The 26,018-nt window shown below is 58.3% G+C and carries 21 protein-coding genes; 11 read left to right on the forward strand and 10 right to left on the reverse strand.

Annotated elements, in window-relative coordinates; genetic code table 11:
* The first annotated feature begins 122 nt into the window (after nucleotides 1–122).
* From JAO29_RS12780 to JAO29_RS12790, 3 genes are all read left to right on the forward strand, one after another.
* Nucleotides 123–1,412: an MFS transporter gene (locus JAO29_RS12780; RefSeq protein ID WP_334268612.1), complete on the forward strand. Its 1,290-nt coding sequence runs from the start codon at nucleotides 123–125 to the stop codon at nucleotides 1,410–1,412.
* Nucleotides 1,413–1,587: 175 nt separating this feature from the next.
* Complete coding sequence (locus JAO29_RS12785) at nucleotides 1,588–3,234, forward strand: ankyrin repeat domain-containing protein (protein WP_334268613.1); 1,647 nt, start codon at nucleotides 1,588–1,590, stop codon at nucleotides 3,232–3,234.
* A gap of 74 nt (nucleotides 3,235–3,308) precedes the next feature.
* Nucleotides 3,309–4,898, forward strand: a complete 1,590-nt coding sequence (locus JAO29_RS12790; RefSeq protein ID WP_334268614.1) for a carboxylesterase/lipase family protein — start codon at nucleotides 3,309–3,311, stop codon at nucleotides 4,896–4,898.
* A 425-nt stretch (nucleotides 4,899–5,323) separates the two neighbouring features.
* Here the strand turns inward: JAO29_RS12790 and JAO29_RS12795 are convergent, their stop codons facing one another.
* Nucleotides 5,324–6,454, reverse strand: coding sequence for a phosphatidylinositol-specific phospholipase C1-like protein (locus JAO29_RS12795; RefSeq protein ID WP_334268615.1), 1,131 nt, complete (start codon nucleotides 6,452–6,454; stop codon nucleotides 5,324–5,326).
* 178 nt (nucleotides 6,455–6,632) lie between these two features.
* Between JAO29_RS12795 and JAO29_RS12800 the strand changes: the two genes are divergently transcribed.
* The gene (locus tag JAO29_RS12800) at nucleotides 6,633–7,472 is read left to right on the forward strand and encodes an ATP-binding response regulator (protein WP_334268616.1); all 840 of its coding nucleotides are present in this window, start codon (nucleotides 6,633–6,635) and stop codon (nucleotides 7,470–7,472) included.
* Between the two features lie 22 nt (nucleotides 7,473–7,494).
* Here the strand turns inward: JAO29_RS12800 and JAO29_RS12805 are convergent, their stop codons facing one another.
* Both JAO29_RS12805 and JAO29_RS12810 read right to left on the reverse strand, forming a co-directional pair.
* Nucleotides 7,495–8,382: a Nif3-like dinuclear metal center hexameric protein gene (locus JAO29_RS12805; RefSeq protein ID WP_334268617.1), complete on the reverse strand. Its 888-nt coding sequence runs from the start codon at nucleotides 8,380–8,382 to the stop codon at nucleotides 7,495–7,497.
* A gap of 206 nt (nucleotides 8,383–8,588) precedes the next feature.
* Nucleotides 8,589–8,813, reverse strand: coding sequence for a hypothetical protein (locus JAO29_RS12810; protein ID WP_334268618.1), 225 nt, complete (start codon nucleotides 8,811–8,813; stop codon nucleotides 8,589–8,591).
* 327 nt (nucleotides 8,814–9,140) lie between these two features.
* On the opposite strand from JAO29_RS12810, the gene JAO29_RS12815 reads away from it, so the two are divergent.
* From JAO29_RS12815 to coaBC, 3 genes are all read left to right on the forward strand, one after another.
* On the forward strand, nucleotides 9,141–10,424 hold the full coding sequence (locus JAO29_RS12815) for an MFS transporter (RefSeq protein WP_334268619.1): 1,284 nt from the start codon (nucleotides 9,141–9,143) through the stop codon (nucleotides 10,422–10,424).
* A gap of 363 nt (nucleotides 10,425–10,787) precedes the next feature.
* Complete coding sequence (gene ruvA / locus JAO29_RS12820; protein WP_334268620.1) at nucleotides 10,788–11,387, forward strand: Holliday junction branch migration protein RuvA; 600 nt, start codon at nucleotides 10,788–10,790, stop codon at nucleotides 11,385–11,387.
* Between the two features lie 223 nt (nucleotides 11,388–11,610).
* The gene (gene coaBC, locus JAO29_RS12825; protein WP_334268621.1) at nucleotides 11,611–12,888 is read left to right on the forward strand and encodes a bifunctional phosphopantothenoylcysteine decarboxylase/phosphopantothenate--cysteine ligase CoaBC; all 1,278 of its coding nucleotides are present in this window, start codon (nucleotides 11,611–11,613) and stop codon (nucleotides 12,886–12,888) included.
* Nucleotides 12,889–12,900: 12 nt separating this feature from the next.
* Here coaBC and JAO29_RS12830 read toward each other — a convergent pair whose 3' ends face one another.
* Nucleotides 12,901–13,083, reverse strand: coding sequence for a hypothetical protein (locus tag JAO29_RS12830; RefSeq protein WP_334268622.1), 183 nt, complete (start codon nucleotides 13,081–13,083; stop codon nucleotides 12,901–12,903).
* A 1,138-nt stretch (nucleotides 13,084–14,221) separates the two neighbouring features.
* Here JAO29_RS12830 and JAO29_RS12835 point away from each other — a divergent pair.
* Nucleotides 14,222–14,503, forward strand: a complete 282-nt coding sequence (locus tag JAO29_RS12835; protein WP_334268623.1) for a hypothetical protein — start codon at nucleotides 14,222–14,224, stop codon at nucleotides 14,501–14,503.
* A 393-nt stretch (nucleotides 14,504–14,896) separates the two neighbouring features.
* On the opposite strand, the gene JAO29_RS12840 is transcribed toward JAO29_RS12835, so the two are convergent.
* Complete coding sequence (locus tag JAO29_RS12840; protein WP_334268624.1) at nucleotides 14,897–15,985, reverse strand: SGNH/GDSL hydrolase family protein; 1,089 nt, start codon at nucleotides 15,983–15,985, stop codon at nucleotides 14,897–14,899.
* A 213-nt stretch (nucleotides 15,986–16,198) separates the two neighbouring features.
* Nucleotides 16,199–16,825, reverse strand: coding sequence for a TetR/AcrR family transcriptional regulator (locus tag JAO29_RS12845; RefSeq protein ID WP_334268625.1), 627 nt, complete (start codon nucleotides 16,823–16,825; stop codon nucleotides 16,199–16,201).
* Between the two features lie 118 nt (nucleotides 16,826–16,943).
* Between JAO29_RS12845 and JAO29_RS12850 the strand changes: the two genes are divergently transcribed.
* The 3 genes from JAO29_RS12850 (at nucleotide 16,944) to JAO29_RS12860 (ending at nucleotide 21,207) form a co-directional block, all read left to right on the forward strand.
* Nucleotides 16,944–17,564 (forward strand): FMN-dependent NADH-azoreductase, encoded by a 621-nt coding sequence (locus tag JAO29_RS12850; RefSeq protein ID WP_334268626.1) that lies wholly within the window; start codon nucleotides 16,944–16,946, stop codon nucleotides 17,562–17,564.
* A 26-nt stretch (nucleotides 17,565–17,590) separates the two neighbouring features.
* On the forward strand, nucleotides 17,591–17,974 hold the full coding sequence (locus tag JAO29_RS12855) for a hypothetical protein (protein WP_334268627.1): 384 nt from the start codon (nucleotides 17,591–17,593) through the stop codon (nucleotides 17,972–17,974).
* 173 nt (nucleotides 17,975–18,147) lie between these two features.
* Nucleotides 18,148–21,207, forward strand: coding sequence for an LssY C-terminal domain-containing protein (locus tag JAO29_RS12860; RefSeq protein ID WP_334268628.1), 3,060 nt, complete (start codon nucleotides 18,148–18,150; stop codon nucleotides 21,205–21,207).
* A gap of 56 nt (nucleotides 21,208–21,263) precedes the next feature.
* Here the strand turns inward: JAO29_RS12860 and JAO29_RS12865 are convergent, their stop codons facing one another.
* The 4 genes from JAO29_RS12865 to JAO29_RS12880 all read right to left on the reverse strand — a co-directional run bounded on the left by JAO29_RS12865 (nucleotide 21,264) and on the right by JAO29_RS12880 (nucleotide 25,893).
* A complete protein-coding gene (locus JAO29_RS12865) occupies nucleotides 21,264–21,737 on the reverse strand; it encodes a ferritin-like domain-containing protein (protein ID WP_334268629.1) in 474 nt (157 codons plus the stop codon).
* A gap of 91 nt (nucleotides 21,738–21,828) precedes the next feature.
* Nucleotides 21,829–22,884 (reverse strand): alkene reductase, encoded by a 1,056-nt coding sequence (locus JAO29_RS12870; protein WP_334268631.1) that lies wholly within the window; start codon nucleotides 22,882–22,884, stop codon nucleotides 21,829–21,831.
* 220 nt (nucleotides 22,885–23,104) lie between these two features.
* Nucleotides 23,105–23,980 (reverse strand): UTP--glucose-1-phosphate uridylyltransferase GalU, encoded by an 876-nt coding sequence (galU, locus tag JAO29_RS12875; protein ID WP_334268632.1) that lies wholly within the window; start codon nucleotides 23,978–23,980, stop codon nucleotides 23,105–23,107.
* Between the two features lie 125 nt (nucleotides 23,981–24,105).
* Nucleotides 24,106–25,893 (reverse strand): DUF885 domain-containing protein, encoded by a 1,788-nt coding sequence (locus tag JAO29_RS12880; protein ID WP_334268633.1) that lies wholly within the window; start codon nucleotides 25,891–25,893, stop codon nucleotides 24,106–24,108.
* Between the last annotated feature and the right edge of the window lie 125 nt (nucleotides 25,894–26,018).

Here is a 26,018-nt window from a genome sequence, read left to right on the forward strand (position 1 = left end):
GGGGAAGCACCCTAAGATTGTCCCGCGTCAAAATTTGGTGGTAGAAAGTTACGAAGCGGCCCGAACGATCGAATCTTCTTCCTCTTCTCGCCATCCAATCCCGGAGCCTCCGCGATCCACCTATGAGCACAGCTGCCACTCAGCCAGCAACCCCGCCCATCGACCCCGAGCTGCCCGCGCCGCTCTCCATGCGCGAGGTCCTCAGCTACCCCATGCTGCGCCGTCTCTGGTACGCGCAGATCGTCTCCGTCTTCGGAGACTTCCTCGCCCTCTTCGCCGTCATCGGGGTCCTTACCTTCAACCTGCACGCAAATGCCCAGCAGGTCACCGGCGTGCAGATCGCTTACATGCTTCCTATCGCCGTGCTCGGCGTCCTCGCCGGAGTCTTCGTCGATCGGTGGCCGCTCAAGCCCACCATGGTCTCGAGCGACTCCATCCGTGCAGGCCTTGTTCTTCTGCTCATGTTTGCCCGGCAGCCCTGGCACTTCTACATCATTCTCGCGGCCATCTCCATCGTCTCCAGCTTCTTCAGCCCGGCCCAGGGAGTCGCGATTCGCTCCGCCGTTCCTCTCCACGGCCTGCGCTCTGCCAATGCGCTCATGCAGCAGGTCATGTTCGGAATGCGCATCATCGGTCCGGCCATCGCATCCTTCATGGTCGCCTCCTTCGGTCCCAGCAGCTGTTATGTGCTCGATGCCGTCAGCTTCTGCGGGTCGGCACTGCTCATCGCGTCGCTCACCTTCGTCGCCGCTGCTGCGCAACCGAAGGCAGCTCAGGCCTCAGAGAACGTATCCGCTCTCGGGAAGATCGGTCGCGACATGAAGCAGGGCATTGACTTTATCCTGCACCACGCTGCTCTGCTCTTCGTCATCCTCGCGATGGCCGCGGGAATGTTCGTCCTCGGCTGCTTTGGCCCGCTGATCGCCGTCTACGTGCGCGACTCACTGCACGCGTCTACCCGCGCCTTCGGCATCGTCGCCGCTATGATCGGGCTCGGCATGCTGATTGGCATCAACGGCCTTAACGCCTTCGGCAAAAAACTTTCAGACACCCTGCAGGTGTATGGCGGGCTCTGCGGCATCGCCGTCGGCTTGGCCTTCCTCACAATACTTACGCACGTCTGGTCCACCATCCTCGGCAACCTCATCATCGGCTTCTCGGTCGCCGGAATCATCGTGCCTTCGCAGACCCTCTTCCAGCAGGCGACTCCGCCGGAGCTGATGGGCCGCGTCGGCTCTACGTTTATGTCCATCATCTTCACCGCGCAGATCGGCGGCCTTGTCCTCAGCGGCTTGCTGACGAATTACATCACCGTCCGGCAGATCTTCGCCCTCTGCGCCATCGTCGTCCTGCTGCTCGCAGCCGCAGGCAAGCTGTGGATGGAGCCGAAGCCGGCGAAAATCGCCGTCTGAGCCAAAGCGTGCCATATCCGGAATGATGGTTCTCCTCCACTGAAATTTGTTATCCATCGTGAACAAAAGTGCGTCACGAGGGGTCTTTCTTTATACGATGCTCAGCATGCCACGGCTCCTGTCAGTGTCTGCCTTGTTCGTCTCCACGGTCGCCTTCCTCTCCAACGGAGAGAGAATGCCCTCACCGCCTCACGTCGATTACCAGACAGCACGCACCCACGTGATCAAGCCCCACCGTCGCATCATACCCGTCGAAGGTGGCGGACGTGGCGATATTCGGCTCCACCTCGCCCTCACCATCTCTCCCACCGGCGATGTCACCCGCGTCCAGGCTACCGGCAGCAACAACACCATGACTCTCTGGCCTCAGTTGCAGAATGAGGTCTACCGATGGAAGTACATCCCCTTCGAAAAAGACGGTAAGCCCACACCCGTCGAAGTCGAGGAAGACATCTACGTCGTCCCTCCCGAGCGCCTGCCTGCGACACACGTCACCCCGCCCCCCATCAAACCTGATTCGAGGATCGCGATTAGGCTCGAGCGCACCCATAGCCTCTATGGCCCTGACCCCGCATACTCCGTAACCATTACCAACGCAGGCATCGTCTACGAGAGTCACGCCTTCACCGTCGCCGACGGAAAGCACACCGACAAGACCGACCCGGATGCCGTACGAAAACTGGCGAAGCGATTTGTCGATGCCGACTTCTACTCCATGAGCCCACGCTACGCCGCAAACACCACAACCACCAATTGGTCCCCGACCGACTCGCTCTCTATCGACATCGATGGTCAGTCGATGAAGGTTGAGGACTACAGCGGTCAATTCGTTGGCATGCCGGCTGTAACTGAAGACCTCGAAGAAGCTGTCGACGACTTCGCCCGCACCAGCCGCTGGATCGAAGGCGCTGACGGTCTCGTCGATCAGCTCAAAACCGAGAAGTACAACTTTCACACCGTAGAAGCACAGGTTGTACTAAAGAGAGCAGCCGTCCAAGGCCAGACTGCTACCGTTCAGCAGCTTCTCGCAGCAGGTGTACCGCTTCAGCCACTTCCACCGAAGCCGGAGGGTAGCTCTGCGCCCGTCTTCTTCGCCAATGCGACCTGGCTCCACGCAGCAGCACTGCATCCCGACACACTTCAGGTCCTCATCGCTGCCAAAGCCAGCAAAGACGACCAAAATGACAAAGACCTCGCTCTTGCCGGTGCTGCCGCGGACGGCAACCTCGCGTCGGTGCATTCTCTCCTCGCCTACGGAGCCAACCCCAACGCCGACCTATCCAAAATTATCGTGCCGGAAACAAGCGGCTTTACATTGACCTATCCCACTACCGGCAGCATCCTTACAGAAGCCGCCAAGTCCGGCAATCCCGATCTCATCCGCGAGATCCTCCATTACCAACCAAAACTCGAACTCAAAAACCAGGATGTCGATGGGGCACTCTGGATCGCTGCCACCTGGCGATACAGCGACAACCCCGAAGGTGCCCGCGCCGAGTGCGTCCGTATCCTCGCCAAAGCCGGCGCCAACATCAACATTCATTACGGAGACGGCAACACTGCGCTCCATACTCCCCGAGACAAGGACGTTACCGCCGCCCTCATTGAGCTAGGCGCCGACGTCAATGCCCGCAACAAAGACGGCGACACACCGCTCTTCACCACCGAGGACATCGATTCCATCCCGCTACTCCTTCGCCACGGAGCCGATCCCAATCTCCGTAACAAAGACGGCAAGACCGCACTCGAAGCGAGCGAGAAGAATCGACTCAGGCACGATGCCCTGCTCACGGCCATTCAAGCTGGCGCAGTGTCGAAGTAGCGAGACTAAGCCGTTTCGCGCCGATGCCTCACCGCTCCACCCCATCTGTACTACCATTTCCCCGAGACCAAACCATGTCCTTTCTCCGTCGCGAACTCCTAGCCGCCGCCCTGCTCCTCGCCTCCACCGCCGTCTTCGCCGCCATCCCCGCACAGATCCGGACCGACAAGGGAACCGTCGAAGGCGAAGCCACGACCGACGGAAAGGTGATGGCGTTCAAGGGAATTCCCTTTGCTGCACCACCGGTCGGCAACCTGCGCTGGGCACCGCCCGCACCGGCTGAGGCATGGACCGGTGTTCGCTCCGCGCACGACTTCGGCTATCACTGCGTCCAGGCCTCCATCTTCCGCGACATGATGTTCCACGACCCCGGCGCCTCCGAGGACTGCCTCACCCTCAACGTCTGGACACCCGCCAACGCCCAACCCGGTAAGCTGCCCGTCATGGTCTGGATCTACGGCGGCGGTCTGCAGGGCGGAGCCAGCTCCGAGGGCCGCCAGGACGGCCAGTTCCTCGCGCGCAAAGACGTGGTCGTCGTCTCCATGAACTACCGGCTCGGCATCTTCGGCTTCTTCGTCCACCCGGAGCTCACCGCCGAGTCTCCACACCACGCCAGCGGCAACTACGGCCTGATGGACCAGAACGCCGCCATTCAGTGGGTCAAGCGCAACATCTCCGCCTTCGGTGGCGACCCTGACAACATCACCATCTTCGGTGAATCCGCAGGTTCGTTCTCGGTCAACTTCCACATGGCCTCCCCCATGACGCGCGATCTCATCAAGCACGCCATCGGCGAGAGCGGCGGCGCCATCGCCTCCTCACGCCCGGCTGACCTTCCGCGTGAGCAGCGCGAAAAGATCGACTCCGCCGCTGCGGTCACCCTCTACGGAACCAGCGACCTCGCGAAGCTGCGCCGCCTCTCCACCGAAGACATCATGCGTCCTCTTCGCGCCCCCGGTGGCACGCCACGGTTTGGCCCCGACATTGACGGCTGGTTCCTTCCCAAATCCGTCGCCGCCATCTACGCCGCAGGCGAAGAGGCGCACGTCCCCACGCTCGCCGGATGGAACGCCGATGAGGGCCGCGGAGGAATCGCCGGCAGCCTCAACACCTTCTCCGCCGCCGGATTCGCCGTCGATGCCGAGCATGACTTCCACGCACAGTCGGCAGAGTTCCTCAAGCTCTATCCCAATGCCACCGAGACCGAAGCCCTCAACTCCGCTGCCGACTACGCCGGAGACAAGTTCATCGCCTACTCCACCTGGAAGTGGCTCGAAGAGCAGGTCGCCACCGGCAAGGCTCCCGTCTATCGCTATTACTTTGCCCTCGGCAACCCCGGCGACCGCTTCCACACGACCTCTGCCGGAGCCTTCCACTCCGACGACATCGAGTATGTCTTCGGCACGCTGGACTCCCGCCCCGAGGCCATGTGGCGGCCTGAAGACCGCAAGCTCTCGAACGAGATTCAGACCTACTGGACCAACTTCGCCCGCACCGGCGACCCCAACAGCTCCGGCCTGCCCAAGTGGCCCACCTATGGACCCACCGAGTGGCAAGTGATGCACCTAGACAAGAACAGCGCCGCCAAACCGGACGCTCACCGCGAACGCTATCTGTTCCTGGACAGCATCTGGGGCAAGCCGAAGCCAGCCGAGACGCATTAGAGCCGTTCTCGCGGCGGTTTACTGTTAAGAGGTCTTCGTCGCAGTCGTAAAAACGTCGTCATCCTGAGCAACGCGAAGGATCCCTGTATTTTGCCCGGAGCGCTGGAGACGCCACAGGCAAAATACAGAGATCCTTCACTGCGTTCAGAATGACGGATTGAGAATACATCTAAGTGACAACTGCTCTGGCGAATCGCGACTGAGGCCGGTCGCCCGGATGCCTGCTGGAATCGCTTCAGCTTTCCTGATCATCGGAATGCCTGTTAGCGTTCAGGCCAGGATCTCAGCCTCGACAGACAACGCGTTCCTGCGGTACTCTCCTGTCACGATCCGACAGAAAATCTTCTCGCACCACAGCCGCATCAAGCCGGGCAAAGATCTCTTTCCACGACTTCTTCTCGGGCCCCTCGGAAATTCCCCACCCGTCAACGTCCCTTCCCTTCCACCCACTCATCCTTGCACCCGCTGGGGGCATTCACCGGATTACACCGCGCCGCAACTCCGCCCGGCAGTCCCACCGTATAGCCAGTCCACGGAGCAGGCTCACTCACAGGAAAGTCCGTGCTCACCATCTGGGCTCCGCTCTTCAGCGTCTCGTCCTTGCGAGTCGTATCGTTCGCGCGGCCCTGATCGGTGTTGAAGTCAGCGCGCGTGCGCACAAGGTAGCCCTTCTTCACCAGCCCCGCAATCTCGTCCGCCGTCCCTTTATCCTGCTCCACGAAGCCTGCCTCCGGCTCGCCCGGACGTCCGTTCACAAACAGCACGCGGCCCTTCATCATGGCGTGTTCTGCAAGATACGCCGGGGCCGAACTGCGGTTGTAGAGCAGAAACACCACTTTGCCGCGCGCTTCTTTCATTGTTGGCCACTTGCCCGCCAGCACCGCCTCCTCGAGCGTCGCCGCGCCTCCGCGCACCTTGTCGGGAGTGATGATCTCGCTCTCCTTGAAGACTGAGCGGATCTCCGCATCCATCGCATCCCACGTCGCCGCCGTCCATGGCTCCGCAGTTACCGCATCCGGAAGCTGACTCACTTTGCCCTGCTTGTCCTCAATGAGGAAGAAGATCGGCACATGCGCCGTGTGCGCCTTCGACCAGGTGCGAACCTCGCGCAGGCACTCCGTAAACAGAATGCAGCTGCTCCTCTGGTTCAGGTCGCCCAGGTGCAGTGTCTTGAATCCCGGCTTCATGTAATCGTGCTTCGGATCGAAGTCCGTGTCTGCCGGAAGCCCCGCTTCCTTCGTCAGCTCGACGATCTTCGGATGCGCGAAGCGTCCACCCTTGGGGTCCTGCACAATGTCGAGCTCCAGTTGCCGCACACCCGCATTCAGCTGCTGCGTCAGGGTCTGATGGTGATACTCCAGGCCGTGATACGCCTTGGCGTAATGCTGCTCGAAGTACTTCGCCTCGCTCGGCGCAAACCCCATGTTGTAGCTGTTGTGGGTGCCGATTACCTGAATCTGATTTATATGCAGGATACTGTCCTGCGTCTTCTGGTTCTGGGCAAACACCGGTAACGAGACCAACGCAAGAGACACCACAGCCACGGAACGAAACATGCAGTCAGAAACCTCAATCCAGTCGATCTTCCAACCATACCGCACCGACGCGCCTGGAAACGGCTTACACCGACCCCCGACTTAGATATCATTCTCTTACCGGCCCCGCATTCGTCTGAATGCATAGATCGCTGTTCAGTGTCTTCGCGAACCTATTCCATTCCTGGAGTTCACCATCATGAGCCGGGTCCTCGTCATCGGAACCGATAATCCCATCACCCACGAGATCGGCGATGCACTCTCCCACGCCGGTGTTCCCGTCGATTATGCCGCCGGTCCCGTAGGCGCATTGCAGCGCCTGCGGCTGCGATCCTTCGGTGTCGTCGTCACAAGTCCGAACACTTCCATCCAGGAGGACATCGCTCTCCTTGAAGAGATGCGATTCCTCCGTCCTGCCGTCAAGTGCATCGTGCTGGCTCCTCACAGTACCGCCGACGAAGTCATCGCAGCCCTGCGCGCCCGGGTCTTCGCCTGCTATACGGCGCCCTTCGATCCACAAACCATCGCTAACTTCGCCCGGGTCGCTGCCTCTGACAGCCACTGGCACGACGCCATTGAGGTAGTCACCGCAAAGCCCGGCTGGGTCACAGTCCGGGCTAACTGCACCATCCTTACTGGCGAACGCCTCCTCACCTTCATCAACGAGCTCAGCCTGCAGCTTGCTCCCGACCTCCGCCTCGAGATGCTGCAGGCACTCCACGAGATCCTGATGAACGCCATGGAGCACGGCGCCGCCTTCAACCCCGAGCAGGTCGTCGAGATTTCGGCCGTCCGCACCGCCCGCGCTTACGTCTTTTATCTGCGCGATCCAGGTTCCGGCTTCCGTCCGGAATCCGTCAGTGACATTGCAATGACCGAGGTCTCGCAGGACCCTGTCGCCCACATCGACAGGCGCGAAAGAGAGGGTCTTCGCCCTGGAGGATACGGTCTTCTGTTAGCAAGGGGCACCGTCAACGAATTGATCTATAGCGAGCTCGGCAACGAGGTGCTCCTGATCAAATACACCAAAGGAAACTAGCGCGAGAGTCGCGGCCTCACGCCTACGCGTGCGCAATCCAGAACGGCTCCTGGTTCGCCATAAACGTGACCGGCACCTCCGGCACGATCGGCTTCAGCCACTCGGCGCAATACCTCATGCCCGCCTGCTCCGAGGCAACATGATTGATCACAATCAGCGCCTTCTTCAGCCCGGAAGCGATCTGGTCCTGCACGTACTCCACCATCTCCCACTCCCGGGTCTCGCCGCAGATCACCACATCGATGTCCGGCCGTGCCGCCACCATAATCATCTTCGGCATCAGGCTCGCATATCCCCAGCTCGCCATCACGTGGCGCACCTCCAGGCCGGGATCACCCACAATGCGCATCGAGTGTGCATTGAGCCGCGTCGCCATGGTGCTCACCAGTGCCTTGAGCGTTGTCGGTGGAAAGACGAACTCGTGCGAACCCTTCTCCGTCGCGTTCTTCTCCCATCCCAGCTCGCGCGTCATGCCTTCGTTGATACCGTCCGGCGACATCCTGTGCCAGTGATCGTGAAAGCGGAAGACCGCCACGCCATGCTCGGCAAGAAACTTCCGTTTCCACTGATACGTCGGATCTCCCACCAGCTCGTCCGTCGTATCCTGATGCGAATAGAACGTCGGCTCATGGGTGACGATCATGTTGTTTCCGGCCGCCACCGCTCGCTGAATGACCTCGAGCGTCGCCATCATGGTGGTCGCAATTCCGCGCACCTGGATATTCCCGTCTCCCGCTACGATCCGGTCGACCGTCTGCGCCATCCATGGCATCCCTACCTTGCCCTTGATGCGCTCCACCACATCCATCACGCTAAGCGTCGGGGAGCCTGCCTGACCGAGACCGCGCATACCTGTGGCTGACGCCAGCGCAGCTCCGCCGGCAAGAAAGGAACGTCGTGTGAAAGTCATGCCGTCCATTCTGCCAAAGAAGAGCTGCTGCAGGCACCAGCTAAATCAATTCCGGGAACGCCCATCCGTCTCAGAAAATGCTGAGAACCCGTCTGAAGTTCGGTGTCATCCTAAAAACGCCGTCATTCTGAGCAAAGCGATGAATCCCTGTATCTCGCCCGTAGCGCCTCCACCATTCCCGGCAGAGCACACCGAAAGAAAAAACCTCAGCGATCCTTGCGATACAGCAGGTCCCGAATCGCCTTCCGCCGCTCCGCATCCGCCTCACGCTGAGCCTGACGCTCTTCGGCACTCATCGAGCCCTTCGCTCCGGTCTCCTCCGGCTCTTCTTCCACACTGCACTCAGGGCAGCGATTCGCGAATCCCGGCTTATCGGGCTTCAGCTCGAACTCTTCCTTGCACACCACGCAGACTTTGATCGGAAACGGCATTGCAGACCTATTTTAACGAAGAACCCATTCTGTTGCGCATCAATAACGCGAGTGTCCCGACTCCTTGAAATCATCGAGATATCGGGTCAGCCGCTCCACAATATCCGGCCTCTGCCATCATCAATCCTGTCCACCGGTGGTCTCCTCAGGCGGATACTTCGCAGACAGCACGGAAAGACGGCCCTTCGCAGAGAGGAAGAAAGTTTTACACATGCAAAATAACTTTTACAAATAGAAAGACATTTTGTTTTTTTAAGATGAGCCAAACGAGCTACAACATCTTTCCGGGAGGGAGCTCTCAAAGGGAAGTTACACTGATGGCACCGCATGAGCGAGACATCCATCTCGGCGAGCTATCCCGCCACCGATGTAACCGGCCTTGAGTCCGGCCAGACCGAACCCGGTCTCAACGGACCGTCGAAGACCCTGTTCCGGGTTCTGGCTGCCATCAGCTTCTGCCACCTGCTCAATGACATGGTGCAGTCGCTTCTGCCATCCATCTATCCGATACTCAAAAGCTCCTTCCACCTCGACTTCACGCATCTGGGTCTGCTCACCCTGACCTATCAGGTAGTGGCCTCGCTGCTCCAGCCGCTGATCGGCCAGTTTACCGACAACCGGCCCAAGCCCTATGCGCTTCCCGTCGGCATGACCTTCACCCTGATAGGGCTCATCCTGCTCGCGGTCGCGCCCAGCTTTCTATGGCTGCTCATCGCCTCATCGCTGGTCGGTGTAGGTTCGGCAATCTTCCATCCTGAATCCTCGCGTATCGCCCGCATGGCCTCCGGTGGCAAACACGGCTTCGCGCAGTCATTCTTTCAGGTTGGAGGAAACAGCGGCTCCGCGATCGGTCCTCTGCTGGCAGCGTTTATCGTTCTTCCGCAGGGCCAGAAGGGTATGGCATGGTTCGCTCTCCCTGCCATCCTGGGCATCGTCGTCCTCATGCGTGTAGGTCGCTGGTACAAGGCGCGCCAGGCGGAGACATCAGGACCGAAGAAGCAGGAACAGCATAGCCATCTCGAGCTGTCACGCACCCGTATCGCTGTCAGTATCTCTGTGCTGATCGCGCTGGTCTTCTCGAAGTACTTCTATCTCGCAAGCCTGACCAGCTACTACACCTTCTATCTCATCCAGCGCTTCCACGTCTCCGTGCAGACCTCGCAGATTCTGCTCTTCCTCTTCCTCGGCGCCGTCGCTGCGGGAACCCTGATCGGGGGCTCGGCAGGTGATCGCTATGGACGCAAACTCGTCATCTGGATCTCCATCCTCGGCGTTCTACCGTTCACTCTCATGCTTCCTTACGCCAGCCTCTTCTGGACCGGCGTTCTGAGCGTTGTCATCGGCTTCGTCATCGCCTCTGCCTTCTCGGCCATCCTGGTGTACGCTCAGGAGCTTCTGCCCGGCCGCGTCGGCATGATCTCAGGCCTCTTCTTTGGCGTGGCCTTCGGCATGGGAGGCATCGGTGCGGCAGTGCTCGGAAAGCTCGCAGACATGAAGGGAATCTTCTTCGTGTATCAGCTGTGCGCCTACCTCCCGGCGATCGGCCTGTTGACCGGCCTGCTCCCCGATATCGAACACCCGAAGCGAAGCGCTAAGGCTGTTGCCGCCTAGCAGGATTGACCTGAATGAAGATCACGTCATCTTCTCAGAAAGAACCTGTACGTGATGAACGGCGCTCCACGCCGCAGTAAGTGGTCCAAAAAGCGATCGGGGATGCCAGACCACTCCTCGCTTAGAGCAGCTTTAGCTACGGTGTAGCGGTTAAGCCGTCATCCTGACAACGCGAAGGATCCCTGTATTTTGCCGGGTTGCGTCCAGGGCGCCCGGGCAGAATACAGGGATCCATTCTGTTCGCCACGAACGAGAAAATAAAGGATGTCATCCTGAGCGAAGCCCGAAGGGCGCAGTCGAAGGATCTGCTTCCCTGACGAAAGCGTCCGGAAGCCCAGCCCTGCAAATTACAATCAGCCAAGCATGATTGCTCATCTGCGCGGACGCCTGCTCGCCAAATCTCCCAACCAAGCCATCGTCGACTGCAACGGCGTGGGTTACGACGTCATCATCTCGATCGCGACCTTCTCCGAGCTCCCCGCCGAAGGAGCTGAGGCCAAGCTCTTCATCCATACTCATGTCCGCGAAGACCAGATCGCGCTCTTCGGCTTCGCCGACACTCAGGAAAAGCGCCTCTTCGAACGCCTTCTGACCATCAGCGGAATCGGGCCCAAACTGGCCATTACCGTCCTCAGCGGAATCTCGTCAGAGCGACTGGTAACTGCAATCCGTGGCGGCGATCACGCCACCCTGACCAAAATTCCAGGGATCGGCAAAAAGACCGCCGAACGTGTCGTGCTGGAGCTGAAGGACAAACTCGACGATCTGGCCGTTCCGACGTTGGACTCCTCGACCGGCCCCCATCACGGACCCATCGGCGATGATGCCCTCTCGGCGCTGGTCAATCTCGGTTATCCCCGGCCCATCGCCCAGAAGGCGATCGAAACCGCCATCCAGAAGTCCCCCGCAGCCGCCGAAGACTTCGAGACCCTCTTCCGTGCCGCAATGGCAGCCATCCGCTGACCGTCCCCAAAACCCAATTCGTCGTTTGACTGTCATCCTGGGCGAAGCATCTCGCAGCATTACCGCGAGATGCGCAGTCGAAGGATCTGTGGTCGTTAGGATCTGCGTTCAAAGGATCTGCGTTCGAAGTGTCCTATCAACTCGCAGATCTCTCGCGGGCCACGTGAGCGGCAGCGCGACCTCGATTTGCACAGGGCGTATATATAGAAGGGAGGAATCGCAAGTGGCCGAGCGGATCAAAGTGACGGTGGGGGTCGCCGGTGGCATCGCCGCCTACAAGGCCGTCGAGGTCGTCCGGCAGCTGCAGGACGCCGGCCTCAATCCCCACGTCGTCATGACCGCAGCGGCGGAGAAGTTCATCCAGCCCCTCACCTTTGCGGCGATCACCGGCCATAAGGTCATCTCCAGCCTGTGGAACGAGGATGCAGGCGCCTCCGGAGGCGAGGTCTCCGGGATCGAGCACATCAACGAGGCCCAGACCACCGCCGCCCTCGTCATCGTCCCCGCCACGGCCGACATTCTGGCCCGGTTTGCCCACGGCATAGCCGACGACTTTCTCACCACCATGTACCTCGCCACCACCGCCCCAGTCATCGTAGCCCCGGCGATGAACGTCGTGATGTGGCAGCACCCTGCCACTCAGGCCAACCTCGAGACCCTGCGAAAAAGGGGCGTAACCATCGTAGAGCCGGATAGTGGTTACCTCGCCTGCGGCATGGTTGGGGGTGGAAGACTGGCTGAAGAGAGCGCCATCGTCGCCACTGTCGCAGAGGTTCTGGCTCACCCATCCGCCGGGAAGAAACTCGCCTTGGCCGCAGGAAAGAAGCTCGGCCTTGTAGGGGAGACGATCCTCATCACCGCGGGTGGAACCCGAGAAGCCATTGATCCTGTGAGGTTTATAGGAAATCGATCGAGCGGCAAGATGGGCTACGCCCTGGCCGCCGCCGCCCGCTCGAGAGGAGCCCGAGTGATCCTCATCAGCGCTCCCACTGCCCTGCCGGCTCCTGAAGGCTGCGAGCTGGTCCCCGTAACGAGCTCCGAAGAGATGCGCACCGCCGTTCTCGCGAAACTCGCTGAATCAAAGATAGTTATCATGGCCGCAGCGGTCAGCGACTATCGAGTGGCCCAGGCAGCTCCCCAGAAGCTGAAGCGGGAAGGCCCACGGATTCTGCAACTTGAGCCGACCGCCGACATCCTCAAAGAGGTCGTAAAGCAGAGGAATCCCGATACTCTCGTCATCGGATTCGCCGCCGAGACCGAGGATGTGCTCGCCAACGGCCGCGCCAAGCTCGTCCGTAAGGGCGCGGATGCTTTAGTTATCAACGACGTATCCGGCAACGAAACGGGCTTTGACTCCGACCGCAACGCCGGCTGGTTTGTGACTCCAGAGACTCAGGTAGAGTTGAGCGAAAGTACGAAGGTAGAGATGGCTGAACGGATCCTCGATCAGGCCGTTCTGTTGCGGAAGGCCCAGAGCCACGCGGTAGCCGTGCGTTCCTGAGCTCATATAAGATCACCCTGCGGAGAGGTCCTCACCGGGCAAAAGGTCCGCGACCGGTACCTTCCCGAAAGAGCGCGGTGTGCCGTGAGCGGAGACTAGATCAACGGTCTGCGCCTCCTCGTCCACTTCTTTGACGACGAGCCGACCTTCCACATTCTCCAAATGAACGATCTGACCGACTTCCGGTACAGGCATTGGCTTCCCTCCTCGCGAACTCTTCCGTGAAGAGATGCTGATTTCAGCAGCACGGGATGCCGGAAGCTATCTTATTGATGGGGACAGGGCTGAGTTGGGAAAAGACTGTTCAGGATCGAAACACACAGGGAGCCCCTAAAACATGTTTTGTATGGCGTGGCTTATCCAGCGACGTCTGAAATCGTGAGCGCCTGCTAGGCGACCAACACGATCTTCAGATTCACCTGGCGGGGCGAGTGAGTGCCCGCGCTGATTCAAGCGGTATATCTACCTCGGCCGGGTCCGGACTAGCGATATTCACCGGACCCGCATGCCTCGAGGGTTGAGGGATCGACGTGATCACCCGTTTGACTGCGTCCCTCCGTACCTGATCGACTCTCCGAACTTCTGGATCGAATCTAAGGCAGGAAATACAAATGGACAGCAGGATTGCAAGAGTTACAAGCTTTGGCATGGATGAGCAAGTTCGTCTCCGCAGAGAGGAGCGGCTTGCGCCTCGTTACCAAATCAGGGTAGGGGACAGCAGTGACCGGGGGCCATGCCTCGACTTCCGCGCGTTTCACGCCTTCTATTAGCTGCTCACCGACTATGCAAAGATTTGCCACGTTTTTATAGATGAGGAAGTTTATTCCTCGAGTTGTACGAATCTTCGCATGAATGAAGTATTTTTTTCTGCACAGCTGGAATTTTTTTCGCAATCCACCTGAGGTCTTCTACTTTGAAGCTACTAAGACGCTTCTGCCGCATCTCTGGAGATGCCGCTTTCCCGCTGGAAAGTTGCTGGAATGATTGACGTTACTTCATGGAATGAAAGGAAGCTCGTGAAGTTACCATCGAATACACCAAGCAGTGCGAGGGGTAACAATGAGGTTCCGCCACACGAGGGCTCTAATGTCTCCAACGAGAATCGCTGGTGGAGCCCTCATCGAGCAGCTGAGTTACAACGCCTCCTGTGGACGGATCGGCTTTGGACATACGAGACTGGAGCCGTAGAGGCATCCGTCATGGCCTCACAATGGCGGCATTGATGGGAATGAGGCAATTCCCATACACAGACTATTTGCGTGTGTAGCGGATCAGCGCCTATCCCCATCACCTTAAGTTTTGCTTAAGGGGAACAGCATAGTCTTCGGGACGAATGAACGACTATTTCCTTGTAGCCGCGCCACAAATCGACTCACATAAAGCTGACGGCAAACGAATTGAGTGCGTTGTATTCGTTGCAACCAATGGAATCGCATCGCATCGCTGGGTCATTCAGAACACAGGCGCGTTGAGCCTGGATATCGCTTCCTTAGTGGATGCCGGAACAGCTGCTCGGGTTATGCAGAGGCTCTGCGAAGGAGAGACTGTCCTGTTCTACCAGACATTCGCACTCGAACAGCTCGAGTTGTGGATGGAAGATCGCGCGAGGGACTGAAGGTATGCCCTGGCACGTTATTTGTGCCTTAGGACAATACTTCTGGCGCGGAGGTGCATACGTCGATCACCGGGGATCTCGTGTTCGGCATCATCGCATTCGCTGGTTTCTCCTTCGCTTCCAATCTTTCCCTTAGAAGCCGAAGGAGAGCTATCAATCAGAAGTGTCCGGGACGATAACTACTGTTGTTGCGTTTTTGTTTCCAACTGCGACTACGATCTACTTGTGGCTAAACGAATTGTTATTGCGCTTGGCGTACTTCTCACGGGGGGCGTTGCATTAGGGCTACTCTTGAGCGCATTAGGTCTGGATATCCGTTGGGCAGGCTGGCGACACTGAACCACCCCAGTACTACAGGGATGGCGCTCGCTCCTACATGGGACAGCGTTCCTGCTAGAAGATCTGCATCAGGCCCTGCGCGACGACTGGTCCATAAAAATTATCGAAGGTCCACAGCCGGGGATGAGTTCCGTCTTCCGTCAAAGCCCTCACGTTGATCGAGTTCACTCCGCCCAATCGGAACATGTTGATGACCGGTACTCCAACACTTGCACCATACTCCGCTTCCGCATCTGCTAACAGTTTTACAGTGGCGATCGGTGCGAAATTATTCCATTGAGGAGTTACGATTACCACGCGAATCTGAGGCTTCGCAGTCTCCATCGTTTCAACGATCCACCGCAGCGCCCCTTCAGACGTTCCGGATGTTATCGCATCCCCGAGCTGCCCTATGGGAGCCCTCTCATCATTCGTTCCAAGAGCAATGATTGCCAGATCCGAGCCCGCCAGGTTCTCTGCGAGCGTTGCTCCGTCTTTTCCTCCATCAGCCGTACACCCTGGCCGGATTGCAGACGAATACGTTCCGAGCGGATCTCCTGGGTTATTGGCTCCGTAACATACAAAGGCTTCTGTCAGCCGACGCCCCGGCCATGCATCTGTGAAGGTTGGAATGAGGCCAGTTCGCTTGGCAACTGCCTTCTGCCAGGACTTATGTGACATCTCCTCGGACGAAATACTATCCCCCAGGACAAAGAATCGCTTCCCTGATAGGGAAGAGGGGCCACCCTGTCCGGCGGGGCCTTGCGGTCCAGTCGGGCCGGTCGGACCTTGTGGGCCAGATGGTCCGGTTATTCCTTGCGCTCCAGCAACTCCCGGCGGCCCTTGTGGTCCAGGAGCTCCATCCTGACCAGCAGCCGCGAGCAAAGACCAGTTCGTCAGACTCTGAGGTGATCCTGCCGGCGGTACACCTTTCGTATCCGAGAGAGCGATGTAAGTGGACTTTTGATAAGTCACGGCATCATTCGCCGCATACTGCACGGTTGGATCGTACGTTTTGCGGTAGACCATGCCTGGAGGTCCCGCCGGGCCAGGAGCACCTTGAGTTGTTACCGGTGTTGAGCTATCAGCGGGCTTAGCCTGTGCAGTCCCACAGCCGGTCAGTAGCGGAGAGATGGAGACAACAAGCACAGCGGCAACGAACAAATTCCATCTCAGCGGACGGTCTAAAAAATCAGTGTGGAACACGCGAATCTCCAAGCTTTTGGATTTGCCGCACAATCTTACAGCGTCATCAACGCAGGATGTGGCAGTTTCCCGGGATCCCGGTACAAACAAAAGTAGTTTGTGTTTGGACAATATCGAGACAATCCGCGAGTGGATGAAGCACGTACCCGAGGGCCGTTGAGTTGATTGGACTTAGTCTGCCAGGAGTGGAGCTTCGATGTGGTCGTGGGGACCGATCGGGCCGGCGGTCATCAGGATAGGCAGGACGAGCTGAAGGATCGAGGGGACCATCGTGCCAGCGGGAGGATGGTCGGGTGTGTAGTACCACTGCTTGACCGCGCCATAGATGGCCCAGGCGGCAGTCGTCGCGACGATCTCGGGAGTAAGGAGCTCCGGTACTGGCTTGCCTTGGACACCTTGCAGGATGACGCGACGGATAGCTGCGACGATTCCAGCATCCCCTAACGGCTCAAATGCGCTGTTGCGATTGAAGGACCCATTGGCGTGAGTAGCTTCAAGATAGTCGCAGGTGGAGAGGATGATGGCGCTGGCGGCGGAGGGGCAGGTGCCATCGAAGATCACATTGCGTTCCGAAAGGAGCTTGTGGAAGCCGCCTGCCACCATTGCGTCCAAGAGCGCGAACTTGTCGGTGTAGTGATCGTAGAAGGTCGCTCGATTGACGTCGGCGAGATCGGTGATGTCTTGAACCGAGATCTCCTCAAAACCTTTTTGCAGCATAAGGTCGCGCAGCGCCCCCTGAAGGGCCTGCCGGGTTCTCCGGATACGTGGATCACGAACTTCGCAGTCTGAGATAGGCATCGCTCTACCTCATTAGAGGCTACCAGAGAGAAAAAGAATCGCGAGCACGACAATTGTTGTCTATTGAGTATAACGACTCACGTCGTTTTACCGTCGTTTGTCGTAAAGGAGATTCGCTATGTCCACACTTCTACGTATTGATTCGAGTCCGCTGGATAGCTCCATCAGCCGGGAGCTGACGCGGGAGTTCACCAAAAGCTGGAGGGAGAAGAACCCAGCCGGAACGGTGATCGACAGGAACCTTTCCGCTGCTCCTCCCAAGCCCATTGACCAGGTCTGGATCGGTGCTGCTTACACGCCTGAGGAAGGAAGGACACCGGAGCAGAAGGCCATTCTGGCTGCCTCGGATGTCCTGATCGGAGAACTACAGAAGGCCGACGAGATCGTGATCGGGGTAGCGATGCACAACTTCAGCATCCCCTCCGTCCTGAAGCTCTGGATCGACCAGGTAGCGCGAAGCGGCAAGACATTCTCCTATGGAGCAAACGGTCCGGAGGGGTTGCTGAAAGGGAAGAAGCTCACCGTCCTGGTGTCGACCGGTGGCGTTTACCAAGCCGGAACTCCCGGCGCTTCGATGAACTTCGTGGAGCCGTATCTGCGTGCCGTCTTCGGCTTTCTGGGGATCACGGATGTGACGTTCGTGACGGCCTCCGGGACAGCCCAGATCATGACGGGTGCGATCGACCGCGAGGCTTTCCTCAAGCCGACCCTGGACCAGGTGCGCGCGCTGCCGGCGTAACTATCGGAACGAAAGAGAGAACGAAGATGAAGATCGCCTTTACGATCGCACGCATTCTGCTGGGACTTCTGTTTACGGTCTTCGGCCTCAACGGTTTCCTCCACTTCATCCCCATGCAGCCGCCTACCGGTCTGGCCGGGCAGTACATGGGTGCCCTGTTTGTTTCGCATTACCTGGTGGTGGTCTTCGCGCTGCAGCTGGCTGGAGGCTTGCTGCTGCTGGCGAATCGCTATGTTCCGCTGGCGTTGCTGCTGCTTGGGCCGGTGGTTGTGAACATCGTCCTCTTCCACTCCCTGCTGGCTCCCGAAGGTTTGCCGCTGGCGTTTGTCGCCGCTCTCCTTTGGCTGATCGTCTTCGCAGGGGTGCGCGGCGCATTCGCGGGAGTATTCGTACAGCGCGTGGAAGCCTGAACATCAGACCGGGGATGTTTCGCTGCGTGCAGAGATATATTTTGCGGGCGAGACATCTCCGGCTGATCTGAGCTTTCGTGCAGCCGGATGAAGTGACGGTACGGGATGGCCTCTGGGATATGATGTCGGAGCGGAGTCGGGCTCCGTTCTCTGACATCGAAGCGTGAGGCCATATGGACTTGTGGTCAAAGGGATTAGTGCGCGGCGCCCTGCTGTTCGCAGGCTGGTGCTCGCTCGTTACTGAATTTTCTGTTCTACCCGTGACTGCACAGCAGCATCACTCTGCATCTTCAATCTCTCCCATCACCATCGTGCGAAAACCCGGTCATACATCGGGAGAGGCCCAGATTGTAGAGAACGGAAAGGTCAGAAAGATCAGTCCGCATGCCGTCGCTGCCTGGCGAGTGAGAGGTGGAGAAGGCGCCCTTGTAATCGTGCAGGAGCATGGAGATACAGGACAGCGATATGTGCTTCGTTACTATGAGATGGACAGCGGCCGAAAGCGCATTCTGGGCTTGGTTCCTTTTAGTTCCGCTTCTCTGACAGAGACCAAACCGTTCGATGACGGATGGGCCTTTGCGCTGAGCGGCCAAGCAACGGAGGGCGATCCAGTAGTTGTTATCGGCGACGATCAGGCAATTCCGGGGCTGATCAGGAACGCCACGAATCCTGTCTTCCAGAATGACTCCACGCTCGAGTACGCGGAATCTGGTGCCGCGAAGACTGCTGCGCTGGGAGTTCTGCTGGGAAGCGATCTGCAATCGATCTATGTTCCACCTGCGACGTTACAGGCCGCACCGAAGTATATGCAGGTCTTTCCAGACGGCAACGCACTTGTTGAGTTGAAGGACGGGTCCCTCCATAAAGGCCAATGGCATACGGATGGCACAACGCTGACCCTCCTTGCAGGCACCGCGACATACACGGTTCTCCTGCACGACCTTAAACAGGTTGAAGGAGTCCCCGGCGGAGCGCGCATTCAGGTAAGGCTTCTGGATGAGCTTTCGTCCCGGGACACGCACGAGGGCAGCACCATAAAAGCAGTCGCGATCAGTCCGGCGGTGGTGAACGAACAGATCCTTATCCCGTCCGGCTCCATCTTCGAAGGCAAGGTGGTTGAAGCCGATTCGGTAGGGTGGGGGTTCAAACACGAGACGGCATCGCTGACGATTGACTGGAACCGGGCGACACTGCCGGACCAGCGGGTACTTGAGCTTAGTGCACGCATCTCCGAAGTGGAGAATGCGCAGGAAAAGGTCGATAGCAAGGGGAAGATCCAGGGAATTCGTGCCACAGGTACGATCGGTAACTCGGTCGAGAACGGCGTTCTGACCTTCGCCGGAATCGACCCGGTCGCCTATGTCTTTGCAACGGCATCCGGTTCAGCCGTTCTGGGCTTTGCTGAGGCGGAGATTCTTTATCCAGCAGGAACCGAGCTGATCCTGGAGAACAAGAGGCCGCTGATTACGGCAGAGGTTTATCCGCCGACCGTAGGACCACAGGCAGTGACAGCGCCAGAGAAGGAGAAGCTGCAGGCCTTCGTAAAAGAGCTTCCCTATCGAACGCGTGCGAAGGGATCGAACAAGGTCTCTGACATAACGAACCTCGTCTTCATCGGTTCGTCTGCAGCGCTGCAACGAGCATTTGCAGCGGCGGGCTGGCTGCCTACCGATGAGCTGAATGCGAACTCCACGTTTCGCACGGTGAAGACGCTGACGGGAAACCAAAGCTACACGCAGGCTCCCATGTCCGTACTGCTGCTGGACGAGCGTCCTCCACTGTTTGCTCTCAGCAAGACGACGAATACTTTTGCTTCACGTCATCATCTGCGGGTGTTCGCAACGGAGCAGACCTATGACGGCTCGACGGTACTGACCTCTTCTTCCACGCAGGATATCGGGATCGCATTTTCGAAGAAGCAGAAGACCTTCATCCACGTGATCGATCAGCACATCGATAACGAGCGTTCGAAGGTGGTAGGCGATCTGATGTTTACAGGCTGCGTTGACCATCTCGATATGGTGCAACGCCCCTGGGTCCCAAGGGATGCCTACAACTCCACCGGCGATCGACTGCTGACGGATGGAGAGGCCGCTGTGGTGCAGATGAATGCATGCGAGCATCCGCGAACCACTCCGGTAACCCCTGCGCCGCCGCCAAATCGCATGGTCCGGGCGACGCGCGACACCTCTCTCACAATTCGAAACAGCTTTTATCGCGGCAACCTGATTTACCAGGGAATCGCGGGAGGAATCAAGGCTCGCGACTATTTCCGCAGCTCGGGCGAGCTTCCTGCAGACTCGGGTTCCTGGCGGAAGACCGACGCGTCAGGAGCGCAGTACAAGGGATTGGGTCAGAGTCCGGACCTGCACCGAAGGCAGCCGGGTGAGGAGCCAGAACCGGCGTCCGCCGCTGACCAGGCGGCGATCGAGAAGGCGAAGAAGGATCACAAGTGGGATCCGCCGCGATATGAACTGGCGCTGCAAGGGGGCTACATGCATATGCGTACGGATTTTCTGTCTGCCGTAGCTGTGCTTGAGCTCTCGTCTGTCGATACCAATCCGGCGTACTTCCTGTTCATGGGAGATGAAGTGGGTGACGGTTGGGCCGCCGGTGGTTCGGTAACTGTTAACAGCTGGAGACACTTCTCGAACGAGTTTTCTTACTTCCGCCAGCAGGTCAAATATGAACTGCAGTCCATCAATGCCACGCTGCCACCGAATGAGAACACGATTATCACGGATAAGGATCTCGACACCGACCGCATCGGTCTGGTCACACGGCAGTTTGAGTACAACCTGCTGATCCATCCGACTCGACCTACTTCGCGGTGGAGACCCTACGCCGCAGTCGGCCCGGTGCTGCAACTGATTGCCCTGAATGGCGCGCCCCTTAAGGAGCCGGCGGGCGTCTATACGCTCGGCCTCAAGAACATCGGTCTGATCAAGGCGGCCTTCGACTTCGGGAGTACCCCTCCACTGGATGGAGGAGGCATCTTTCACATCGGCCTGCAGTATGGCGCCGGAGTGAAGTACCGGCTCAGGCCGCGAGTTACATTGCGAGCCGACTGGCGGGAGACCTGGAGCAAGAATCCTGACATCATCGCAAACAGCTACGAGGACTACGACCCAAACGCGCTCGATGAGACCTATACCACCGACGTGTTCAATGCGAAGCCCGACCAGAAGTTCATTCAGGATCGCTACACAGTAGGCGTTGCCTTTACGTTTTGAAACGGAAAACAAAAGAGCGCCGCCAGCAGTGGACGGCGCTCTTTTTACGACGAAGTTCAGTCGGCGATGCCGGGATTGGGTGGATCGATTCCCAGAGCGGTAGCCAACGAAACAAGATGATCCTGCTCCTGCATGAGGATTTCACGAATGGATTCGCTTACCGCGAATTCGTTCAGTTCGTCGCACTGCTTAACCCGGCGACGGTACTGCGCGATGGTCTCTTTCTCATTTTCAAGATCGAAGCGGAGCATGTCTTCGGCGACTTCGGATGTCTTGACGGGCTTCGGTTTTACGGAAGGCATGCCGCCGAGATAGTCGATGTGGTTCGCGATGGTGATGGCGTGCGCCAGCTCCTCGCCTGCATGAACGGCCAGCTCTGCGGCGATGTTCATGTAGGCAGCTCCCCTGAGCACCTGAGAATAGTTCACGTAGGCGATAATTGCCTGGTACTCGCGCTCGAGATCTTCGTTGAGCAGATCGATCAGCTTCTCACGTGTGATCGAAACATTGGGTCCTACGGTCTCTGGCATCGTTCCTCTCTCTGAAACCTGGTGGGAACCGGGCTCCTCCCAATCTGATGCACAAAAGTTAACAGACGTTCTCCGCTTTATGAAGCGCAGGTTATTCCGCTAGAGCGGGATAGTCCGTATAGCCCTGTGCGCCATGCGCATAGAAGGTGCTGGGCTCGGGTCGGTTGAGCGGGGCATGTCTGGCAAAGCGCGCAGGAAGATCCGGATTGGCAATGAACAGCTTGCCGAAGGCGACGGCGTCCGCCTTTCCTTCGTCGAGGAGCTGTTGGCCAACCTTCTGATCAATTGCCTCGTTGGCCACAAAGGTACCGCCGAAGAGCTCCTTCAGGCGAGGGCCGAGGCTATCGGACCCCACGTGTTCGCGAGCTGCGAGGAAGGCGATTCCCCGCTTGCCCAGCTCGGTCGCGACATAGCTGAAAGTTGCCCCCGGATTGGAGTCGGAGATGCCGTGGGAGTCTCCACGAGGCGCCAGATGCACACCAACTCTTCCCGGGCCGAAGACTGAGACGGCAGCGTCGGTGACTTCCAGCATGAGGCGAGCACGATTTTCTACAGTACCGCCATATTCGTCCGTACGCTGATTGGAACCATCCTGTAGAAACTGATCGAGCAGATACCCGTTCGCTCCGTGCAGATGCACCCCATCAAAGCCAGCCTCCTGCGCGTTTTGAGCGGCTCGACGGAAGGCCTCGATGACCTGCTTGATCTCGGGAATCTCAAGAGCCCGGGGAGGAATGAACTGCCGCTGAGGACGCAAGAGGCTGACATGTCCCGTGGCAGCGATAGCGCTGGGAGCTACCGGCATCTTGCCGTCTAGCAGCTCAGGATCGGAGATACGGCCTACATGCCAGATCTGGGCGAAGATGTGGCCGCCTCTGTCATGTACAGCCCTGGTGATGGGCTTCCAGGCCTCCACCTGTTCGCGCGACCAGATACCCGGAACGTTCTGGTAGCCGACGCCCATCGGATCGACCGGAATTCCCTCGGAGATGATGAGGCCGGCAGAGCTGCGCTGCGTGTAGTACTCGATCATGATGGGAGTCGGGATATGGTCGGGAGTTCCCCGCAGACGCGTCAGTGGCGCCATGAATATGCGATTGGGAAGAAGAAGATCTCCAACCTGGATTGGATCGAACAGTGAGGGCATCGTTGGCTCCGTAATCTGAGATCGAATGTTTAGATGATTGACGAAAGCTGAACGATGCGAGAGGGAAGAGGGCGAGAGGGAAGAGGCCCAGGCGAGCTCTCTCGCGCGGAGAGGGCGCAGTTTACAGATTCTCCGCTCCTTAAATGAGATTCTCCGCCGCACTTTTAACGACAATGTCATGAAAGGTGCGGCGGAGATGAGGGGTTCTCTTAGAAAGCGCTTACAGGGGGAATTCTTTCAGCCAGGAACGAAAATCTGGTCCGAGTTTTTCGTTCTTGAGCGCGAACTCGACGGTCGCTTTGAGGAAGCCGAGTTTGTCGCCAGCATCGTGTCGCTTGCCCTCATAGGTGAAGCCGTAGACCTTCTCGTGCTGGAGGAGAGCCTTGATGCCGTCGGTCAGCTGAAGCTCGCCGCCGGCTCCGGGAGTGATGGTCTCAAGCATCTCGAAGACGCGCGGAGTAAGAATGTAACGCCCGATGATCGCGTTCTGCGAGGGCGCCTCTTCCGGCTTTGGCTTCTCGACCATGTCGCTTACCTGGAGCAGACGCGGATTGTTCGAATCAGGCGTAACGGCGAGGCAGCCGTAGGCCGAGATCGCTGCGCCTTCTACGACTTCTGATCCCAAGATGGTTGACCCGGTCTGCTCGAAGGCTTCGACCATCTGCTTCATACAGGGAACCTTGGCGTCGACGATATCGTCGGGCAGAAGAACGGCGAACGGCTCGTTACCGACGATCTCTTTTGCCTGCAGGACGGCATGGCCGAGACCGAGAGGTTCTGACTGGCGGGTGTACGTAATTTTAGCGAGCTTGGAGACGGAGCGAGCGATCTCGAGCAGAGCAGTTTTATTCTTGGCCTCGAGCGTAGCTTCCAACTCAAAGGACTTGTCGAAGTGATCCTCCATGGTCGTCTTGCCACGGCCGGTCACGATGATGATCTCGGTGCATCCGGCGGCGACTGCTTCTTCGACGCCGTACTGGATCAAAGGCTTGTCGACCAGGCAGAGCATCTCCTTCGGAGTGGCTTTCGTGGCTGGAAGAAATCTGGTTCCGAGTCCCGCTGCGGGAAATACTGCTTTCCGAATCTTCTGAGTCATATTTCCTTTGGATGCACGTTTTGTTTGTAAAAATGCTAGCAGGGTTACAAGAGTGCGGGATAGCACGATCGAGTGACAATGCGTACTCCCTATGGTTGATGGAGGAGCACGGATATAGTTCTCCGCTATAGCACGGGCGAGTCGTCGTGAAGCATAGCCTTGCGAATGACCTTGATGGGGGCAAATCCCTGACGCATGAAATTGTCGTGAAAGGTCTCAAGATTGAAGGAGCTTCCCTGCTTCTTCTTCAGATCCTCTCGCAATTTCATGATCTCGAGTTTACCCAGGGTGTAGTAGAGATACGTCGCGTCCGCTGTTCCACGCTTGGTTTCGACAAGCCCCACGGAACGCGACTGGTAGCCCTCTTTTACGAAGAAATCGACAGACTGCTCGATGGTCCACTTTCCATTCGGTTCGCCGAGGCCGGTATGCAGCTTTATTGAGTTCACGAAACGAGCATCGCGGAGAAGCGCATCCTGCAATTGGCCCAGACGGATCAGCTTCGCCTCCCGAAGCTGTTCGGGAGTGGCATTGGGTGGAGCCGCTGCATAGCCTTCATCCAACATCATCTGCTCGGTGTAATGCGCCCAGCCTTCGATGTTCGAGTTCGCTCCAATCAGTTTGCGGATCTTGGAGGGAAACTGGTTCTGCCACAGAAACTGCACGTAGTGGCCGGGATAAGCCTCATGCACGCTGGTTGAGATGATGGTCCCAACATTGAAGCTGGCCATGTGCTCGGCGACATGGGCCGGCGCCCATCCCGGCTCAGGCAAGGTCACATTGAAATACGCCTTCGTGGAACGAGTCTCGAACGGGCCGGGAGGATCCATCGACGCGAATGTCGTAGCGCGCATGAAGGGAGGTGTCTCTTCAAGGGTAGGCTGCACGTTGCTGGGGATCGTGATGATCTGGTGGGCACGGATAAAGGCGATCAGCGAGTCAAAGGTGTTGTGAAAGGAATCGAGGAGCTTGTCTGGAGCAGGGTGGATCGTCGCCAGTTCCGCGAGGACCTCCTGGGGAGTCTTGTGGGGATCAACCTCCTTCGCGATGCGCGCAAACTCAGCCTGATTGCGATGCAGATCGTCGAAGGCCACCTGCAGCAGACGATCGAGCGGGATGTCGACCATCTCGTCGTAGGAGAGCTTCTTCGCAAAGGTATCGGCGCCGAGGCGATAGTCACCGTTGGAGCGTGGCAATAGATCGCTCTTCATCCATGCGCCGTAATCTTTCAGAGCCTGGATGACCGCGGCATTGGCACGGTCAAAATCCGCCTTCGCCTTGGGATCATCCGCCTGAGTAAACGCGGCAGGAACATCTTCCTCAAAGAAGCTGACCATACCGTCGATCTGCTCCAGGGCGATCTCGGTGAAGATGCGAGGAGGATTCTTCAGATTCTTGCGCGCTTCTTCGAACACCTGCGGAATCTGCTTCTCGCGTTCCACAACGGAACGAAGGCGCATGTTAGGAGGAGCGAAGGGACGCTCCATCAGGACGAAGATCGAGTTGGTTACGCCACTGGAGTAGTTGTCGGGGTTCTTCTCCCAGTTTCGGATAACTTCAAGGGAGAGAAGCTGCGATCGAATGCTGTTCAGCAGAATCTGGCGATCGGCCGCTACAGAGGCGTCCAGCGCATCTGCCGGGACCTCTTCAATCTTCTTTTCGTACATGTGCAGCGCAGCTGTCTGTCGCTGCACGCTAGCGGCAGAGTAGTCCTCGAGTTGTGTGTCGTACTGGTGGAGTCCGGACTGGGTACCGTACGTAGGGGCGAAGTGAAAGAGTACGTCCGAGAAATACTGATCGCTGAGGAACGTGAAGGTCTGCGTTGCGCCATCGGCAGCAAGTCTCTGAGCGGGTGCGACAGGTGAGAGCATAGCGAATCCAAGCAGGGCGGTGAGAAGAGGTCGGTTGGCCATGAGAAGTCTTCTGCAAGCAGTGTAAGACACGGCCCGGAGGGTTTGCCCACGCAGACCCGGCGGGTAAGGAAATCAGGGGATTTCACAGCAACCGGTGGCCTGGTTCGATCGGCGCTCTGTGCAAC

The organism is Edaphobacter sp. HDX4 (genome assembly GCF_036877565.1).
Lineage (GTDB): Bacteria > Acidobacteriota > Terriglobia > Terriglobales > Acidobacteriaceae > Edaphobacter.